Origin of the sequence: Bacteroides sp. 519 (assembly GCF_010500955.1) — a bacterium.
Lineage (GTDB): Bacteria > Bacteroidota > Bacteroidia > Bacteroidales > Bacteroidaceae > Bacteroides.
The window spans coordinates 15,182-33,196 of sequence record NZ_QVMJ01000008.1; the positions used below are offsets into that span (position 1 = coordinate 15,182).

Here is an 18,015-nt window from a genome sequence, read left to right on the forward strand (position 1 = left end):
GATTAATTTGCCAATTGTATTGATTATGTATTAATACATTAACTATTGGCACATTTATACATTATTTCATCGCTAAGAGTTCTTTCACCTGATTTTCATCAACAGTAGCTACTGTAGTTGAGTAACACAGGTTTCTTTTTCTCTTTTTTGATTTCTTAGTCAAAATGTGACTATGAAAAGCGTGCTTTCTTTTGATTTTACCTGTTCCGGTAAGGGTAAACCTTTTTTTGGCACCGGAGTTAGTCTTCATCTTTGGCATCTTTACTTATTTAATTAAATTATTAATAGTATGGTAACGCACTATACCTATGGCGTTACTCATTTTCATTATTCTGTGGATTGTTTTCGCTTGCCTTTGGTGCAGCTGGTTTAGCAGGCGCTTTTTTCTGTTCTTTTTTCTTGGGTGATAAGAAAATAGTCATGCGCTTTCCTTCCAGTACCGGCATCTGATCTACCTTTGCATAATCTTCAAGATCGTTAGCAAAACGTAGCAACAATACTTCTCCTTGTTCTTTGAATAGAATAGAACGTCCTTTGAAGAAAACATATGCTTTTACTTTGTCGCCATCTTCAAGGAAGCCTTTTGCGTGTTTTAGCTTGAAGTTATAATCATGATCGTCGGTTTGTGGACCAAATCTGATTTCTTTTACAACTACCTTAACCTGCTTGGCTTTTTGTTCTTTCTGCTTTTTCTTTTGTTGATAAAGAAATTTTGAGTAATCAATAATCCGACAAACCGGTGGCTGCGCATTTGGAGAAATCTCTACAAGATCCAATTCGCGATCCCTAGCCATTTTAAGTGCCTGATCAATAGGATAAACTTGCGCTTCGATGTTGTCATCACCGACAATACGTACTTCTCTGGCACGAATCTGTTCATTGATCCGGAATTGCCCTTTTAAATTGTCATTCTTCATTAAATAACGATTACTTCCAGTTTGTTTTTTTACTACCAAATGTTTTTTAATTATTAAAAGCGGTCTTTAGAGCATTAAAATAATACTGTGCTTTTACAACGGCCGCAAATTTACCACTTATTTATCATATTTTGAACTTCTTCGTTCAAAATTTTACCAAATTCTTCAAATTTCATACTTCCTTTATCTCCTTCTCCTTGTCGGCGAACAGAAACTTCACCATTTTCAGCTTCTTTTTCTCCAACGATCAACATGTATGGAATGCGTTTCAATTCGTTATCACGGATCTTTCTTCCAATCTTTTCGTTGCGATCGTCTACAATAGCCCGGATATCAATCGTATCGAAGTATTTCTTTAGTTCTTCTGCATAATCATTGAACTTTTCACTGATTGGCAGAATGGCTACCTGATCGGGTGTTAACCATAATGGGAATTTACCGGCAGTATGTTCAATCAACACGGCAACAAAACGTTCCATTGAACCAAAAGGTGCGCGGTGGATCATTACAGGACGATGTTTTTGATTATCAGCGCCTGTGTATTCCAATTGAAAACGTTCTGGTAAATTATAATCTACTTGGATTGTTCCTAATTGCCATCTGCGACCTAAAGCATCTCTAACCATAAAGTCTAATTTAGGACCATAGAATGCAGCTTCGCCATATTCAATTTTTGCGCTCATGCCTTTTTCTGCACAAGCTTCTATAATGGCTTTTTCTGCTTTCTCCCAATTCTCATCGCTACCGATATACTTTTCGCGGTTTTCGGGGTCTCTTAAAGATATCTGTGCTTCGAAATTCTCGAAGTTTAATGCCTTAAATATAATAAGGATGATATCCATCACAGCAAGGAACTCGTCTTTTACCTGATCTGGGCGACAGAAAATATGTGCATCGTCTTGGGTAAAACCTCTTACACGTGTTAAACCATGAAGCTCACCACTTTGTTCGTAGCGGTATACTGTACCAAACTCGGCTAATCTTAATGGAAGTTCTTTATAGGAATGAGGTTGCCATTTATAGACTTCGCAATGGTGAGGACAGTTCATTGGTTTTAAAAGGTATTCTTCACCTTCTTCCGGAGTGTGTATCGGTTGGAACGAATCTTTTCCGTATTTAGCGTAGTGACCAGAGGTTACATATAGATTCTTGCTACCAATATGCGGAGTCATTACCTGTTGATACCCAAAGCGCTTTTGGATTTTTTTCAGAAAGTCTTCAAGGCGTAAACGCAATGCAGTTCCTTTAGGAAGCCACATAGGTAATCCTTTTCCAACAGCTTCGGAAAACATGAACAGTTCCATTTCCTTTCCGATCTTTCGGTGATCTCGTTTTTTGGCTTCTTCCAACAATACAAGATATTCATCCAGCATTTTCTTTTTGGGGAAAGTAATTCCATAAATACGGGTGAGCATCTTTTTATCTTCTTGACCGCGCCAGTATGCACCGGCAACAGAAGTAAGTTTAATAGCTTTTATTGGAGCTGTCGACATTAGATGAGGACCTCTACATAAATCGGTAAATGCTCCTTGAGTATAAGTTGTAATAGTGCCGTCTTCAAGTTCCGATATTAACTCAGTTTTATAAGTCTCTCCTCTATCGCCAAATAATTTGAGTGCATCAGTTTTGCTGACACTCTCACAAACTAATGGTTGTTTCAGAGAAGCAAGTTCCTGCATCTTCTTTTCGATAGTGGGCAAGTCGGCTTCCCGAATAACTGCACTTCCTGGGTCAACATCATAGTAGAACCCGTTTTCAATAGCAGGACCAATACCAAACTGAATGCCAGGATAAAGTTCTTGCAATGCTTCGGCCAAGAGGTGGGCACTTGTATGCCAGAACGTGTGTTTACCTTCTTCGTCGTCCCATTTGTATAGTTTGATTTCTGCGTCTTCTGTTATCGGACGACTTAAATCGTAAGTTTTATCATTCACTCCTATAGATAGCACTTCCTGTGCTAAGCGTGAACTAATGCTTTCAGCAATTTGTAATCCGTTTACTCCGCTTTCATATTCGCGAACAGAGCCATCGGGAAAAGTTATTTTTATCATAATCTTGAATAAATTGAAAGTTGAAAATTGAAAATTGAAAATTACAATGCTGCATAACAACGTTCAAGATTCTTTGAATTTCATGTTTGAGATGCAAAATTAGACAAAATCTGCAAATAATAAAACTTGCAGCATGCTAACTTTCAATTTTCAGTTTTTAGCTTTCAATTTACTCCGGGAGTTCAGTAAATCTCTTAATAACATTGTAAGCCGAAATTATCCCTAATTCACCAGCTTTACTTAAATCGGCTATCCCTTTTTTGTTGTTGCCAAGAAATATATGAGTAAGTCCCCGGTTAAAATATGCTTCGGCAAAGTTGGCATTTAACTCAATGGCTTTATCATAATCAACAATAGCTGCCCGGTAGTCTTTTAACATGGCCAAAAGATTTCCTCTGTTATAATAACCATAAATAAAATCGGGTGCCAGTGCAATAACTTTGTTCAAGTCTTTTTTAACCATTTCGTAATCAAAGGAACCAATTTCTTTTGGCTTGCTCGCTCCTGGGGCAACAGGTGTAGAGATAGCTTCTTCTGCACGTTGATATTCCAGTTGTTTGTACTTTACCAAAGCCCTCATAAAATAAGCTGGGAAGAATGTATCGTCCAATAAAATGGCTTGAGTAAAATCTTCTATTGAATTCGAGAAATCTTGTACCAGATAGAAATCCAATCCCCGTGCAAAACGTTTCAATGGGTTTGTAGGTTCGTCAACAATGGCAGATGTATGTGTATCAATAAGTGCAAAATGGAAATCTGCTTGTTGTTGTGTTAGAGCCGCTTCTGCATTGGTTATTTGCAAACGTTTGGGTAGAATTTTAGATTGACTTAATGCATCTATATACTTATTATAGTGAACGATATGTTTAACATCGCTTTCTTTTTCATAATAAGTAAGTACATAGAGTGGTTCCAGCTTGATATTCACATTCTTATCCTGTACTTTACCTCTATAATCACTAGAATAACGTTGCTCGTTCTCCGAATTGTCGGCAATAACAATTCTACGGTAATTGTTTATGTTTTTATCCGATTTTTTACGCGTTTTGTTGCCACCTTCTTCAATATCCTCTTCTGTTTTATTGTCTGCTAGCGTATTATTAGCATTCGTATTGTTTCTACGATCTAATTGGGCTTTTAATATCTGATATTCATCAGCTTCTGCACCTTTACGGTCACCGAACTTTCTTCTGGCTTCGGCTCTGTGGTAATAACCGGCAAGGAAATTAGGATACTCTTGGAGTACTGTCGAGAAGTCCATAATTGCTCCACCTAGATTTCCGGTTTGCGATCGTAATATCCCCCTGTTGAATATCGCCATCATGTTATCCGGTTCCATTTTGATAACAAAATCGAAGTCTTCAATGGCCCTGTTATCATCGCCAACCTGGGCGCGTAATAATCCACGGTTGTAGTGTCCGATAAAGTTATTTGGTTCAATATCAAGAGCAATATCATAATCAGCCATTGCTCCTCTTAAATTATTCTGGTGATATTTAGCCAATGCCCGGTTAATATAATTACCCGCATTCTTTGTATTTAAATGGATAGACTGATTCAAATCAGTTTCTGCAGATGCGTATTCGCCTTGTTGTAGCTTTAATATGGCCCTTGATGTCCATGCGTCCGGATCGTATTTATCTATTTCGATAGCTTTATCGAAATCATTCATGGCACGAATGGTGTCTTGTTGTTTCAATGCAACCTCACCACGCATTAAGTAAGCACGTGTATATCGAGGAGATACTCTAAGTATTTGTTCTAAATCAATTTCGGCAGCTTTATAGTCCTCTTTCTGTAGATGACACAAAGTTAGATTATGCCATAAAGTGATATTTTCCGGATCGTATGAGATGGCTTTCTCATAATCGGCGATGGCTTCGTCGAACTTACCTTGCCTGATTTTGGCAAGTCCACGGATCTGGTACACTCCAACAACAAACGGATTGAGTTCAATTGCAGCTGTACAGTCGGCTTCAGCACCTTGAAAATCTTCCAGGTATATTTTAGCTAATCCCCTGAAAAAATAAGGTTCATACAGATAGGGCTTTGCATTAATAACCTGGTTGAAGTACTGTATGGATAAAACATAGTCTTCAAAATAAAGTGCATTTCGTGCAATGGACATTACCCTATCCGTATTTATCTGAGCAGATAAATAAACCGGAAAGAACAATAAAATGATTAGTATCTTTTTTAGCATAAGTTAATTATGGCCTAATAAAAGGAACAAAAGTATGTGTTTATTTGCGATTTAATAATTTACGATTTATGATTTAATAATAATTAAATTATGAGATGCTAATTTTTTTATTTTACGGGCTTAACTTTGTAAGAACAACGGGCTTTTCCGCTTAACATGGAGTTTAACCGACTTTTTATCATTTGCTTACGCAAAGGAGATATATGGTCGATGAACATTTTTCCTTCCAGATGATCAAATTCGTGCTGCATAACCCGGGCGAGATATCCTTCTACAATTTCGTCGTGCTCAACAAAGTCTGCATCCATGTATTTCACATGAATACGGTTTGCTCTTTTTACGGTTTCGTGTATACCCGGTAAGCTCAAACAACCTTCTTCCATAGATACTTCTTCACCACTAGTTTCAATGATGTGTGGATTTATATAGGTTTTCTGAAATCCTTTAAATTCAGGGTGGTCATCAGATAGAACATCCAGATCAATAACTACCACCCGTATTGGTAAACCAATCTGGGGAGCGGCAAGGCCAACTCCATCTGCCCGGTACATGGTTTCGAACATGTTGGATATTAATTCTTTCAGTTCAGGATAATCCGGAGTTATATCTTCTGCAACCTTTCTAAGTACAGGTTGTCCATATAGGTAAATAGGTAAAATCATATTGTAATTTTATAGTTGTAAATCCTTGCTTTCCAGGTAGCTTTGCAATATTATTGTGGCACTTATTTTATCTACCAATGCCTTGTTTTGCCTGTCTTTTTTCTTTAAACCGGCATCTAACATGGTGCGTTGTGCTAAAACAGAAGTAAAACGTTCGTCTACATATATAATAGGGATATCAGGAAGTCTTTTTTTAAGTGTGCCTACAAATATTTCAATCCTTTTAAAGTTTTCGGAATCTTCATAGTTCATCTGTTTTGGCTTTCCAATAACAATCTCTTCTACATTTTCAACAACTACATAGTTTATAATATAGTCAAGAAGTAAATGTGTGGCAATAGTATCTAAGCCATTTGCTGTTATTTGCAAACAGTCGCTTACTGCTACGCCCGAGCGTTTTCGTCCATAATCAATTGCAAGTATTCTACCCATATTCAGTTGCAAAGTTACTGCTAATAGTTGAAAACAGAAAGCCGAAAATTAAAAATAAAGATACTACATTTTATAAAGCACAGTCATTTATCATTCAAATAATCATGATTTGCAATCCAAACTGTGGCAATATAGTATAAAAACATCGTAGTTTTGGTTGCAAATTGATGCAGTTTTGTATGTCTACAACCTTTTTTCTGTCGATGTAATAGCAAACGGTAACTTGTTTGTTTCTTCTGATTCTGTTACAATTGCGATGCGATTTTATTGCATTGAGATATCTCTGCTTGCAAAAGGCGGAAAGAAATGTTCGCACAAATGTAAAAGAACCAAATCCAACGCCCGTTGAATTCCGTTGCAACAATAGAAAAGAAAAGAAGAGAATATAACATAACATAACATAACAGCAGAAAAAGAAGAAAAAGAAATTGCTGCTGTTGATGAAGGTGCTAAAGTATAAATACGCTTTTATGCATTTGTGCTATATAGACGAGCGGTCTTGGTCTATATAGCACTGACCCCTAAAACTATATAGTATTGCTCCTCTCGGCTATATAGCACTGACTCTCAAAGCTATATAGCACTAAAAGCCCAACAAATGAACAGAAATGCATTATTATCAATGGCAAAATTGATGCTTTGTTGTTCATGATTTGTTTTTAAAAATAGAATTTAATTTGCTTTTTGCTTAAAAAACTTTTGGTATTCTTAAAAATGTGCCTATTTTTGCACCAAGTTTTACTTTATTTTATTAATAGAGTTTAAAAGGAAGCCTAGGACACATTGTACTTAATGAAAAAACTTGGTATAACACACAGAGCAATAATTTTGTTTATCTGCCTAATCACACTAAGCGGCTATAGCCAATCAGGAGATTCTGTTGCAAAAGTGTTAGTTGATATGGGGTTTGAAAATGTTTCCTGGATTGAAGATGATGAAGAAAGGGTTTTTGTATTTGAAAATACTCCTTATAGGTTGAATGGCGTAGGTGTTGGAAAGGCTATTGACTTAATACAAGAATCAGGTTTACCCATAAATAAATCATGTAGGGTTATTGTGCTGGAGAATAATGTTCCACAAATCTCATTGAACTATCAGCCTGTAGTAGCAGATAGTACAATGAATGTGTTGCGCCAAGATTGGAATGTTACTTATGATTTGGGTAATAGTTGGAAGAAAGTACAAAAAGCAAAAAAAGAAAATAGTTCCTTGTATAAAGTGGATATAGTAGTGTATCCGGAATTACATTTTAGGAATTATAAGTTGTCAAGGATTTATGATGTTGTTTTTAATCTTTCTCCATCTATAGAAATAAGTTTGTGGCCAGGAATGAAATTGGCTGGACAGATCGTTTTTCCAATAGTAAATGATTATGGATCAAAATATGAACAAATTCGCCCTGGTTTTGTGACATTAAGTCAAACAGTAAGGTTACCTAAATGTACTTTTTTAACAGCAACAATGGGCACTTTTAATAATTTTCGTGGTGGATTTGATGTAGAAATCAAACATTATCTAAAAGATGAACGTTTTTCTATTCAAGCACATTTAGGTTATACAAGAGCTGGGGAATATGATAATTGGGCTTATTATCATGATAAAAAGTGGACTTTGACAGCTAGTTTAGGAGCAAATTTTTATTGGCCGGAATATAACACACAATTTAAAATAAGAGGAGAACGTTATATACGTGAAGAATATGGAGTTACTGGTGAAATGTTTCGGCATTTTAGACACACTTCTATCGGGTTTTATTTGTCGTTGGTTGAACACGCAGGCAATAATGGTTTAAATGGAGGATTTGTTTTCCAAATAGCGATACCTCCATATAAGCAAAAGAGGAAAGGTTATTTCCCTAGAGTTATGATGGGGGATTTTGGACTGAAATATAATGCAGGGAACGAAGAAGTTTATGGAAAAAAATATCGTTCCAGAGCAGATAAAAACGATTTAAGAGATAATGATTATAACCCATATTTTATTAAATCAGAATTATTAAATTTTTAATTTTTTAAATTAAGACGAACATGAAAATGAAAAGTAGTTTTTTTGGAAGTAGCGCTAAAACGGCGTTAGCTATTTTAGCAGTTTGTGGTACTGTATTCACTAGCTGCTATGAAAAAGAGGGAATAGATACACTTCCTCTAGGAGAACCTGAATACTATGTAGCTGGAACCATTACTGATGCTAATACTGGATCTGCATTGAAAGCAACAACAATAACAGTAGGAAGTAAAAGTGTAGGTACTAAAGTAAGCACTTTTAAAGCGGATGTTACATACACAACTGATGCTATTAGTGTTGAAGTAAAGGCCGATGGTTATGTTTCTGTAACAAAACAAGTTTACTTGAATAAAGTAAATGCTGGTGGTGTTTATATTGCTGATGCTAGTGTTGCGTTGGTTCCTCTGGGTGCAATTGAAATTCCTGGTGTTGAAGAAGCAACAACAGCTGAAACTATTGCAGCAGCTAAAACTGGTGTTCAAGGTGCTACTGCGGTAACTGTTAGTGCAAAAAATATTACCTTCAAAGATCCTTCAGCAGAAGTGTCTGGTAGTACTGTTTGGAATACTCTTGTTGCTGATTTTACAAATGACATGAGCAATCTTCCTGCTGATGCTGAATATGTAATCTATGATGGATTTATCATTGTTGGCAATGTAGAATCTACTCCTGTTTCAAGAGCTGTAGCTGCTGGCGAAGAATTAGATATATTCAAAGCTGCAGTAGCTGCTAAAATAGGAAAAACATTTGGCTTCAAACAAAGAATAGGAACATTTGCTATTCCTGCATGGTATAACTATAGTGCATCTGGATATAGAGCAGTCTATAATATGGTGCCAAGAACTTTCACATTTACATTTAATGGAAATGATGTAACTGGTACTGTTGTATCTCAAGAAGGTGTAACAATCTATCCTACATATTTCAATCATGATACACATACAAGTCATGATGGTCATGGAATTAATCCTAATGCAGGTGGTGGTTCTGGAAGCTTCTAGTCACTAGTCGATAGAAAATAAATACTAATTTTTATTGAGCCGATGGTTAATAAAGCAGTATGATGAAAAAGATCCTTATATTAGGTTTGTTTCTTTGCTGGTATAGTATGCTTTCGGCTCAATTAACATACGGTACAACTGGTCTACTACATGCTCCTTCGGGTGAAATGCAAGCAGACAAAACTGTTATGATCGGGGGGAATTTTCTGAACAAGGAGGTTACTCCAACTCGGTGGAATTACCATACATATAATTATTTCTTAAATGTAACAATATTTCCTTGGTTGGAAATAGCCTATACATGTACTTTGTTTCAATCTCAAACAATTGGGATAGATTGGAAGGTTGGAAAAGGTAAGTTTACAAATCAGGATAGAAACTTCTCAGCAAGAGTTAGAGTTTTGAAAGAAGGACAGTTTTGGGATTATATGCCATCTGTGGTATTAGGAACATCTGATCCTTATACAGAATCTGGAGAAGGGCAAATATCATCTGTAGATGGAAATGGTTATTGGTGTAGATTCTATATTGCAGCAACAAAACATATTCCAATAGGTAAAGAAATGATAGGAATACATCTGTCTTATCTTTACAATAATAGAAAAGATTATCCCTTAAATGGATTAGCGGGTGGAATAACTTATAATCCATCTTTTTGTCCAGAGTTGAGAGTGATAATGGAATATGATGCAAAAGATTTTGCATTTGGTGCCACTTATTTGCTTTTCAACCATTTACATGCACAGGTAGAATTGCAAAGAATGAAATATTTTACTGGTGGGCTTACTTACAAAATATATTTGAAGTAAATTAATGGTGAGAGTGAATTACAGATCAAAAAATGAAAAAATAAAAACTAAAAAAATGAAAAGTAAATTAGTAATATTATCTTTACTGTTGGCCGGTGTAGTTAGTTCAGCTACTGCACAGACCAAAGAAAAGTTTTACAGCGAGAGCTGGAAACACAATTGGTACATCGGTATTAGCGGAGGTGTCCAAACAACTTTAAATCCGGAATGGCATGATCAGGATGGATTTGGGCTAGGAGACGTTATCACGCCGAAAATAGCATTAACATTTGGAAAACTAATTGATCCTGTATGGGGAATTCGTGGACAAGCGAATGGAGTATGGGGTAAAATTGTTTCAAATTATGGTAGAGACTCTTATGATGTTGTAAAGAAGAAATTTGTAAACCTGCATTTGGATGGAACTTTTAATCTATCTAATGCTTTAGCAGGTTATAATCCTAATCGTTTATTTACACTTTCTGTGTTTGCAGGTCCTGGAATGTCTTTTGCAAAAAATACTATAGAAGGTAATAATGACCTTAGAGTGTTAGTAAACGGTTCTGCTGGTCTTATTGGGCAGTTTAATGTTAATAAGCATATTGATATCACTATAGAAGCAAGAGGCGAGGTTTCTCCTTCTATCTATGGTAAATACAGCGAATTTAACAGTGATGGTGCAATATCTGTACTTGCTGGTGTTAGCTACACATTCGGTGGAAAGAAATTCATCCCTGTTGGTGCTAAAATCGACACAGATGCTCTTAACGCTGAAATCAACAAATACAGAAACGCTTTGTCTGAAGCAGAAGCTGAATTGGCAGCCGCTAAAAATGCTCTTGCTAACATGAAACCAGTTAAAGAAGAAGTTGTTAAGGAAATCGAAGTTGCCGGTCCTCGTGCAGTATTCTTCCAGATTGGTAAATCTAACATTGATGATTATGGTATGGTTAACATTCAGTTGGCTGCTAAGATCATCAAGGCTAATCCGAACAAAAAATACAAAGTGGCAGGTTATGCAGATAAAGCAACTGGTAGCTCAAGCTGGAACCAGAAACTTTCTGAAAAACGTGCTCAGGCTGTTTACGATGCTCTTATTAAAGAAGGTGTAAGCTCGTCTTCACTTGAACTAGTAGGATTCGGTGGTACAGCAAATATGTTCGGTCAGAACAAACTTAACCGTGTAGTAATTCTGGAATAAGATAGGGGTCAATAGAGAGTTCCAGCTCTGATGAAAGAGGATGTTCATATTGAACATCCTCTTTTTTAATGTTTTTTTCTATCTTTACGATGAAATTAGTTTAGTAATTTAATATTTAACACAAATGAAACTTAAACTCACTTTAGTATTTTTATTGTTTTGTGCATTATCCTTAACAACAACTGCACAAGTTAAGATTGGAGGGAAGAAAATCAATGTAGGTAAAGCTGTAAAAGCTGCAACAGAAACAGCGAAAGCAATCACTCTTTCGGATGCTGATATAGCTAAAATCTGTTCAGAATACATGGAATGGATGGATGCCCATAATCCGTTAACTGCTCCCGATACAGAATATGGTAAACGCCTTGAAAAAATGGTTGGCCATATTACCGAAGTAGAAGGTATGAAAGTAAATTTCGGTGTTTACGAAGTGGTTGATGTAAACGCATTTGCATGTGGTGATGGAAGCATCCGTATCTGTGCCGGATTAATGGATGTAATGACTGACGAAGAAGTAATGGCAGTTATTGGGCATGAAATCGGTCATATAGTGAATACTGATGTTAAAGATGCTATGAAGAATGCATATCTTCGTTCAGCAGCAGTAAATGCAGCTGGAGCTTTCAGTGATACTGCTGCAAAACTGGGTGACTCTGAATTGGGGCAATTAGCTGATGCTTTGGCAGGTGCTCAATTCTCACAGAAGCAAGAAAATGCAGCAGATGACTATGCACTCAAGTTTTGTGTTCAAAACGAGATTGATCCTTATGCAATGTCGAATTCTTTGAATAAATTGGTAGAGATGTTTAATTCAGGTGGAGAGAAATCTTCTAAAATACAACAGATGTTCTCTACACATCCGGATAGTGAAAAGCGTGCTAAAAGGATGAAAGAAAAAGCAGATCAATATGTAGCTAACAAATAATGTATAATCGGGGTGTTTCTTAAAAGAATGCCCCGATTTTTTAATAGAGCTTCTTTATCAAATCACTTCTTCCGATGCGTTTAAGTTCTGCAATTATTTGTTTCCTTTCTTCGGGTTTGTACCAGAAGAAGAATTGCCGTTGAGCCAGCTTCTCGCGTTGTGTCTTGGCACTGAAAATGGGTTTCAGTGTATATGGATGAAATCCGGTGTAGAAGGCTTCGGTAGCTATGGTCATTGGGGTAGGAGTGAAGTCTTGTACCTGCTCCAGATGAAAATTCAACCTTTTGGTGGTGATTGCAAGTTCGGCCATGTCTTCTTCCTTGCATCCGGGGTGACTGCTGATAAAATAAGGTATAAGTTGCTGGCGTAGATTATTCTCTTTGTTGATCTTATCGAATGTTTTTTTGAATGTTTCGAACTGATCGAATGAAGGTTTACGCATCACATACAACACACTGTCGCTGGTATGCTCTGGGGCAACTTTTAACCGGCCACTAACATGGTTTATTATTAACTCTCTGGTATACTCATTGGATGCCCGGTTAATAGCAGAATCTTTACTGTCGTGCAGCATTAAATCGTATCGAACGCCACTTCCAATAAAACTCTTTTTGATGCCTGGAATAGCATCGACCGACCGGTATATATCGAGTAACGGACGGTGATCGGTATTCAGATTCGGACATATTTTAGGATGGATACACGACGGACGTTTGCAACGTTTGCACATATTTCCGTCTTTACCTTCCATCTTATACATATTTGCTGAAGGGCCACCGAGGTCGCTTAAATATCCTTTGAAGTCAGGCAATTCCATAACTTTCTTCACTTCTCGCAAAATGCTTTCTTTGCTACGGCTGGCAATAAACTTTCCTTGATGTGCTGATATTGTACAGAAAGCACATCCGCCAAAACATCCTCGATGCAGATTGATGGAGAATTTAATCATATCATAAGCTGGGATGCGTTTGTTCTTGTATTTGGGATGTGGTAGCCGGGTATAAGGCAAATCGTGCGAGCGATCTATTTCTTGTTGCGACATCGGAGGATAAGGTGGGTTAACAACAACCCATTCATTCCCTACCTGTTGAAGAATGCGTGAAGCAGCATATTTATTGCTTTCTTCTTCGATATACCGAAAATTAGCAGCCTGTTTCTTTTTATCTTTCAAGCAGTCTTCGTGCGATGAAAGCAATATATCGGTTTCCTGTTTTTCTATTTGCTTGGTTAGGTATACCGTTTGAGGTATATCTGTAGGGATTGACTTATCTTGTTGTAGCCTTTTTGCCAGTTCAATAATTGGTTTTTCGCCCATCCCATATATTAATATATCCGCACTGCTATCACACAGTATGCTCTTCCTTAATTTGTCTTGCCAATAATCGTAATGGGTAAGCCGGCGGAGGGATGCTTCTATACTTCCCAGTACCACAGGCACATCCGGATATATTTCTTTAAGAATCTTTGAGTAAACGATGGTTGGATATTCAGGTCGCATGTCGGGCCGACCATCGGGTGTGTAAGCATCTTCGCTGCGTAAACGTTTGTTGGCAGTGTATTTGTTAACCATGCTATCCATGCATCCGGCACTGATGCCGAAGAATAAGCGTGGCTTACCAAGCTTCTTGAAATCGCGTAGGTCGTCGCGCCAGTTAGGTTGAGGAATGATTGCAACCCTTAACCCTTCTGCCTCAAGAATACGTCCGATAACTGCTGCACCGAAAGAAGGATGATCTACATAAGCATCTCCGCTAAATATAATGATGTCCAGTTCATCCCATCCTCGTAGTTCAACTTCTTTTTTTGTAGTGGGTAACCAATTTGTTTTCATTAAATAAGTTCTCGAATAAAAACATAGATAAAGTATCCACAGATCATGAACTTCATGATTGTGCCGAGCATAAATCCGATAAAGGAACCCAATCCGGCACGTATGGCCTGCTGTGTTTCTTTTCCTCCAAGTAGTTCTCCTATAACAGCACCTGCAAACGGACCGATAATAATTCCCCAAGGCGGAAATAGTATTACTCCGAGTAACGTTCCGGCAAGGCATCCCCATATTCCCCATTTGGTACCGCCAAACTTTTTGGTTCCCAGCATGGGAATAAAATTATCGGCTACTTGTATAACAATAACAAGAATAAGCCAAATAATTAATTGTGTTGTTGTAAACTGAACTTTATCGGTAAAATGCAACAAAACCATTCCTATATAAGCAAGTGGAGGTCCGGGAAGAATGGGTAAAAGACATCCGGCTAATCCTGCCAGTAGGCAGATAGCACCAAGAATAATTAATACTATGTCCATGATTTTTTAACTAATATCCGGCGTTAAAGCGTGAATTGTAGAATAAGCTGATTGATGTCGTATATCTCGCGGAAACCGGTTCCCCGTTCCGAAAGAAATTCTTTAAGGTCCTGAAATGCTTGCTCATTGTCCATAACAATCTGAACCTTATCTCCTTTTTTACCTTCATATATTGCTTTCAATGCAGGTATTAGGGGGCTGTATTTAGTAACAATGGTGGTATCGATTATTGTATCCATTGTAGATATAATTGTATGAGTTGTTGCAGTCCGAACGCTTTCATATTATTGTGATAAATCACATCAATGCAGAGGTCGAGAAGATCTTTACTATCTTCTTCCTGAGCAGCAATCAGGGAGCGAATGTTTAATCTGAGTTTTTCGAGTACCTGCTCATCTACTATTCCATTGCTATCTATCAGGCGCTGAAATAATGAATATTTTTCAATTGTTTGCAAATTCTCTTCCGAAACGGTGATTGTACGCGTTCCTGATGCGTTGGCTTGTATAGTATATGTATCCATGTTTTGAGTTTTAGATACAAATATAGCATTTAATTTATTTATACTACAATTTATTAATAATACTTCAATAGCAAATCTACATATACAGGAAGATGATCGCTGTATCCTCCTTCGTATTTCATTCCATGATAGGTTCGGAAAGGACGTTGACCACCGTATTTTTCGTCTGGTGTTAACAGGAATGGGAGGGTAGCAATGTGCGAATGCTCCCGATTGGTGTATAATGCTCCCGATGTGTCGAGAAGTAAGCCCGAAACAATGATATGATCCAGTAATCCCCATTCTCCCTGATACTTATGGCTTCCGTAGTTTGAGCTTTTTGACTTATCTGCCAATAAATGATATAATTGATTGTTTTCGCAACTCTCTTTTTGAGGGATACGGGCATTTAATATCTGTGAAATGGATTTGTTTTTAGGATAGTCGTTCAAATCTCCCATTATAATAATTCTGGGAGCACGGCGAATAATAAAAAGGCTATCAACCGTTTTGCGCATTGTCTTTGCTGCTTTGATTCGATAGGGTTCGGATGCTTTTTGCCCTTGCGAGCGTGAGGGGAAGTGTGCAACGATGATGTCGAGGGTATCTAATGTTTGAACAATACCTGTTACATGGAGTAAATCCCGGGTAGCACGATCAACCAGATCTATTTTGATAGATTGATATCCCAGAAGTTTAAACTGATCCCGTTGATAAAGTAAGGCAACATCAATACCGCGTGCATCGGGCGAATCGGTCATTACATAACGGTATCCGTGTTCCTTCAATGGAGAATATTTAGTTAGGTCTTGTAATACACGATCGTTTTCAACCTCGCACAAACCAACGATTGATGGTGGGGACCATTCGCCTACGGCAGTAATAACCCGGGAAATGTTGGTTAGTTTCTTTTTATATCTTCCATAATGCCAGGCGCGGATAGATTGAGGGAGGAATTCTTCGTCTTGTTTAACAGAGTCTTTTTCTGTGTCGAAAAGATTCTCTACATTATAAAACATGATGCGGAGTAGATTCTCTTGTGCATAGCAGAAGGGGAAGAATGTTAGCAAAATCAATAATAAAATGATTCGCATGATGTATCTGTTATTGAAACGCAGATTAGCGCAGATTAACGCAGATTTATATTGGATTTAATAATCTGCGTTAATCTGCGCTAATCTGCGTTTTAAAGTTATTTCTTTTCCGGTATATTCACCAGTATATCAAGTAAATGACGCCAGTATTTATCAACCGTTGGTATTTCCAGGCGTTCATCGGGCGAATGTACATCTCTTAGTGTAGGGCCGAACGAAATCATGTCCAGATGCGGATATTTATCCAAGAAGAGTCCGCATTCCAGTCCGGCATGTATAGCCTTAACCTGAGCATCTACACCAAATAATCTTTTGTATGATTCTTCTGCCACTTTTAGTATTTCCGAATTCGGATTGGGTTTCCATCCGGGGTATCCGTGTCCGTACGATACTTTAGCACCACCCAGCTCAAGCGCAGCACGTACAGTATTTGCCATATCATCGCGCGAAGAAAGAATAGAACTGCGTTGGCTTGTTTCTATTTTGATAATATGATCTTCCTTCATTTTTACCGATGCAAGGTTAGTCGAAGTCTCTACCAGTCCGGGCATATCATTACTCATTGCATAAACTCCGTGATGTAATGCATACAATGTTTTAAGAAGACGCTTGGTGGTGTCTTTATCAATAGCCGTTTTATAATCCTGTTCAGATTCGAGTGTGAGTTTTAAATCAGGTTCAATACTACCTAATTCATTTTCTATATCAGCAATGAATATATTCAAATCTACCCGAACAGATTCTTTATCATTATAAGGAACAGCACATATTGCATAAGCTTCACGAGGGATAGCATTGCGTAGGTTACCACCGTTTATTTCGCAAAGGTACATATCGTATTTGGCAGCGATCAAACTTAAGTAACGGTTTAGAATTTTGTTTGCGTTTCCGCGCCCCAAGTGAATATCACCTCCTGAGTGTCCACCCTTTAAACCCAAAACACCTACTTTAAACCCGAAATAACCGTTGGGTACTGCAACCTCTTCGTAATGGAATTCGCCAACAGAGTCCATACCACCGGCACAACCAATAAATATTTCACCTTCATCTTCCGAGTCCAGATTCAATAAAATCTCACCAGTCATAAAACCTTCTTTCAGCGCAAAAGCTCCAGTCAGTCCGGTTTCTTCGTCTATCGTAAAAAGGCATTCAATGGGGCCATGTTCAATATCGGTGGCAGCAAGAATGGCCAGTTCGGTTGCAACACCAATTCCATTATCGGCTCCAAGAGTGGTTCCATTGGCTTTCATCCATTCGCCATCAATTACAATCTCAATAGGATCGGTATTAAAATCGTGAACAATATCACTGTTCTTTTCGCATACCATATCTACGTGCGATTGCAGGATTACAGTTTTCAGGTTCTCTTTTCCAAGTGTTGCCGGTTTCTTAATCAACACATTTCCAACTTCATCAACTTTAGTTTCCAGATTGTGTTTTGCACCAAATTCTTTTAGGTAGGCTATTATCTTTTCTTCTTTTTTAGAAGGGCGAGGTACTTTTGATATTTCTTCAAAGTAATGAAATACACTTGCGGACTTTAATTCTACTTTTTCCATATTGTTTAAACGCTTAATTCTTGCTCCTTTAGAAGCATCATATACTAAATATTATTAATTTAATTCACTCTTTGTTATCGCATTTCTTTTTTTTATGCTAAAAAAGAATGCCGAGTCCATACAAAAGTCTATATTTGCATCCACAAAATTAATAGAAATGCTTTATACCATATTAATTACTTTGTTAATAGTTGCAATTTGTCTTGTATTGCTTGGAGTGAAAATACTTTTTGTAAAAGGAGGTAAGTTTCCTAACACCCATATTAGTGGCAGTAAGGCTATGAGAGACAGGGGTATTACCTGCGTACAATCGCAAGATCGTGAAGCTCAAAAGAAACATTATTAAAAACTATCCATATTTAATTTATT

General features: G+C 37.4%; 18 protein-coding genes. 6 read left to right on the forward strand and 12 right to left on the reverse strand.

The window, feature by feature from the left end:
* Positions 1 to 61 precede the first annotated feature (61 nt).
* From rpmI to ruvX, 6 genes are all read right to left on the reverse strand, one after another.
* Positions 62 to 259 (reverse strand): 50S ribosomal protein L35, encoded by a 198-nt coding sequence (rpmI, locus tag D0T85_RS09580; RefSeq protein ID WP_163212671.1) that lies wholly within the window; start codon positions 257 to 259, stop codon positions 62 to 64.
* A gap of 55 nt (positions 260 to 314) precedes the next feature.
* The gene (infC, locus tag D0T85_RS09585; protein WP_163212673.1) at positions 315 to 917 is read right to left on the reverse strand and encodes a translation initiation factor IF-3; all 603 of its coding nucleotides are present in this window, start codon (positions 915 to 917) and stop codon (positions 315 to 317) included.
* Between the two features lie 110 nt (positions 918 to 1,027).
* The gene (thrS, locus tag D0T85_RS09590) at positions 1,028 to 2,968 is read right to left on the reverse strand and encodes a threonine--tRNA ligase (protein ID WP_163212676.1); all 1,941 of its coding nucleotides are present in this window, start codon (positions 2,966 to 2,968) and stop codon (positions 1,028 to 1,030) included.
* A gap of 169 nt (positions 2,969 to 3,137) precedes the next feature.
* On the reverse strand, positions 3,138 to 5,171 hold the full coding sequence (locus tag D0T85_RS09595; protein ID WP_163212678.1) for a tetratricopeptide repeat protein: 2,034 nt from the start codon (positions 5,169 to 5,171) through the stop codon (positions 3,138 to 3,140).
* A gap of 107 nt (positions 5,172 to 5,278) precedes the next feature.
* Positions 5,279 to 5,833: a peptide deformylase gene (gene def / locus D0T85_RS09600; protein ID WP_163212679.1), complete on the reverse strand. Its 555-nt coding sequence runs from the start codon at positions 5,831 to 5,833 to the stop codon at positions 5,279 to 5,281.
* A gap of 9 nt (positions 5,834 to 5,842) precedes the next feature.
* Complete coding sequence (gene ruvX / locus D0T85_RS09605; RefSeq protein WP_163212681.1) at positions 5,843 to 6,265, reverse strand: Holliday junction resolvase RuvX; 423 nt, start codon at positions 6,263 to 6,265, stop codon at positions 5,843 to 5,845.
* Between the two features lie 792 nt (positions 6,266 to 7,057).
* On the opposite strand from ruvX, the gene D0T85_RS09610 reads away from it, so the two are divergent.
* From D0T85_RS09610 to D0T85_RS09630, 5 genes are all read left to right on the forward strand, one after another.
* On the forward strand, positions 7,058 to 8,272 hold the full coding sequence (locus D0T85_RS09610; RefSeq protein WP_163212683.1) for a hypothetical protein: 1,215 nt from the start codon (positions 7,058 to 7,060) through the stop codon (positions 8,270 to 8,272).
* A 20-nt stretch (positions 8,273 to 8,292) separates the two neighbouring features.
* Positions 8,293 to 9,270: a DUF3869 domain-containing protein gene (locus D0T85_RS09615; protein ID WP_163212685.1), complete on the forward strand. Its 978-nt coding sequence runs from the start codon at positions 8,293 to 8,295 to the stop codon at positions 9,268 to 9,270.
* Between the two features lie 59 nt (positions 9,271 to 9,329).
* Complete coding sequence (locus D0T85_RS09620; protein ID WP_163212687.1) at positions 9,330 to 10,079, forward strand: YjbH domain-containing protein; 750 nt, start codon at positions 9,330 to 9,332, stop codon at positions 10,077 to 10,079.
* Positions 10,080 to 10,134: 55 nt separating this feature from the next.
* Complete coding sequence (locus D0T85_RS09625) at positions 10,135 to 11,259, forward strand: OmpA family protein (RefSeq protein ID WP_163212689.1); 1,125 nt, start codon at positions 10,135 to 10,137, stop codon at positions 11,257 to 11,259.
* A 124-nt stretch (positions 11,260 to 11,383) separates the two neighbouring features.
* Positions 11,384 to 12,184, forward strand: a complete 801-nt coding sequence (locus D0T85_RS09630) for a M48 family metallopeptidase (RefSeq protein WP_163212691.1) — start codon at positions 11,384 to 11,386, stop codon at positions 12,182 to 12,184.
* A gap of 40 nt (positions 12,185 to 12,224) precedes the next feature.
* Here D0T85_RS09630 and D0T85_RS09635 read toward each other — a convergent pair whose 3' ends face one another.
* From D0T85_RS09635 to D0T85_RS09660, 6 genes are all read right to left on the reverse strand, one after another.
* The gene (locus D0T85_RS09635) at positions 12,225 to 14,015 is read right to left on the reverse strand and encodes a YgiQ family radical SAM protein (protein WP_163212693.1); all 1,791 of its coding nucleotides are present in this window, start codon (positions 14,013 to 14,015) and stop codon (positions 12,225 to 12,227) included.
* Complete coding sequence (locus D0T85_RS09640) at positions 14,015 to 14,491, reverse strand: DUF456 domain-containing protein (RefSeq protein ID WP_163212695.1); 477 nt, start codon at positions 14,489 to 14,491, stop codon at positions 14,015 to 14,017. The genes D0T85_RS09635 and D0T85_RS09640 overlap by 1 nt, the downstream gene beginning before the upstream one ends.
* Positions 14,492 to 14,514: 23 nt before the next feature.
* Positions 14,515 to 14,730 carry a sulfurtransferase TusA family protein gene (locus D0T85_RS09645; RefSeq protein ID WP_163212697.1) on the reverse strand — a complete coding sequence of 72 codons (216 nt, stop codon included), beginning with the start codon at positions 14,728 to 14,730 and terminating at the stop codon, positions 14,515 to 14,517.
* Positions 14,718 to 15,014, reverse strand: a complete 297-nt coding sequence (locus D0T85_RS09650) for a hypothetical protein (protein ID WP_163212699.1) — start codon at positions 15,012 to 15,014, stop codon at positions 14,718 to 14,720. Before D0T85_RS09650 ends, D0T85_RS09645 begins: the two co-directional genes overlap by 13 nt.
* A 53-nt stretch (positions 15,015 to 15,067) precedes the next feature.
* Positions 15,068 to 16,090, reverse strand: coding sequence for an endonuclease/exonuclease/phosphatase family protein (locus D0T85_RS09655; RefSeq protein ID WP_370459947.1), 1,023 nt, complete (start codon positions 16,088 to 16,090; stop codon positions 15,068 to 15,070).
* Positions 16,091 to 16,185: 95 nt separating this feature from the next.
* Positions 16,186 to 17,646, reverse strand: coding sequence for an aminoacyl-histidine dipeptidase (locus D0T85_RS09660; protein ID WP_163212703.1), 1,461 nt, complete (start codon positions 17,644 to 17,646; stop codon positions 16,186 to 16,188).
* A 157-nt stretch (positions 17,647 to 17,803) separates the two neighbouring features.
* On the opposite strand from D0T85_RS09660, the gene D0T85_RS09665 reads away from it, so the two are divergent.
* Positions 17,804 to 17,992: a hypothetical protein gene (locus D0T85_RS09665; protein WP_163212823.1), complete on the forward strand. Its 189-nt coding sequence runs from the start codon at positions 17,804 to 17,806 to the stop codon at positions 17,990 to 17,992.
* Positions 17,993 to 18,015: the final 23 nt, after the last annotated feature.

Excerpts from the sequence above, each read along its gene's own strand:
- rpmI (WP_163212671.1), bottom strand. The coding sequence starts at position 259 with ATGCCAAAGATGAAGACTAACTCCGGTGCCAAAAAAAGGTTTACCCTT.
- infC (WP_163212673.1), bottom strand. The coding sequence starts at position 917 with ATGAAGAATGACAATTTAAAAGGGCAATTCCGGATCAATGAACAGATT.
- thrS (WP_163212676.1), bottom strand. The coding sequence starts at position 2,968 with ATGATAAAAATAACTTTTCCCGATGGCTCTGTTCGCGAATATGAAAGC.
- D0T85_RS09595 (WP_163212678.1), bottom strand. The coding sequence starts at position 5,171 with ATGCTAAAAAAGATACTAATCATTTTATTGTTCTTTCCGGTTTATTTA.
- def (WP_163212679.1), bottom strand. The coding sequence starts at position 5,833 with ATGATTTTACCTATTTACCTATATGGACAACCTGTACTTAGAAAGGTT.
- ruvX (WP_163212681.1), bottom strand. The coding sequence starts at position 6,265 with ATGGGTAGAATACTTGCAATTGATTATGGACGAAAACGCTCGGGCGTA.
- D0T85_RS09610 (WP_163212683.1), top strand. The coding sequence starts at position 7,058 with ATGAAAAAACTTGGTATAACACACAGAGCAATAATTTTGTTTATCTGC.
- D0T85_RS09615 (WP_163212685.1), top strand. The coding sequence starts at position 8,293 with ATGAAAATGAAAAGTAGTTTTTTTGGAAGTAGCGCTAAAACGGCGTTA.
- D0T85_RS09620 (WP_163212687.1), top strand. The coding sequence starts at position 9,330 with ATGATGAAAAAGATCCTTATATTAGGTTTGTTTCTTTGCTGGTATAGT.
- D0T85_RS09625 (WP_163212689.1), top strand. The coding sequence starts at position 10,135 with ATGAAAAGTAAATTAGTAATATTATCTTTACTGTTGGCCGGTGTAGTT.
- D0T85_RS09630 (WP_163212691.1), top strand. The coding sequence starts at position 11,384 with ATGAAACTTAAACTCACTTTAGTATTTTTATTGTTTTGTGCATTATCC.
- D0T85_RS09635 (WP_163212693.1), bottom strand. The coding sequence starts at position 14,015 with ATGAAAACAAATTGGTTACCCACTACAAAAAAAGAAGTTGAACTACGA.
- D0T85_RS09640 (WP_163212695.1), bottom strand. The coding sequence starts at position 14,491 with ATGGACATAGTATTAATTATTCTTGGTGCTATCTGCCTACTGGCAGGA.
- D0T85_RS09645 (WP_163212697.1), bottom strand. The coding sequence starts at position 14,730 with ATGGATACAATAATCGATACCACCATTGTTACTAAATACAGCCCCCTA.
- D0T85_RS09650 (WP_163212699.1), bottom strand. The coding sequence starts at position 15,014 with ATGGATACATATACTATACAAGCCAACGCATCAGGAACGCGTACAATC.
- D0T85_RS09660 (WP_163212703.1), bottom strand. The coding sequence starts at position 17,646 with ATGGAAAAAGTAGAATTAAAGTCCGCAAGTGTATTTCATTACTTTGAA.
- D0T85_RS09665 (WP_163212823.1), top strand. The coding sequence starts at position 17,804 with ATGCTTTATACCATATTAATTACTTTGTTAATAGTTGCAATTTGTCTT.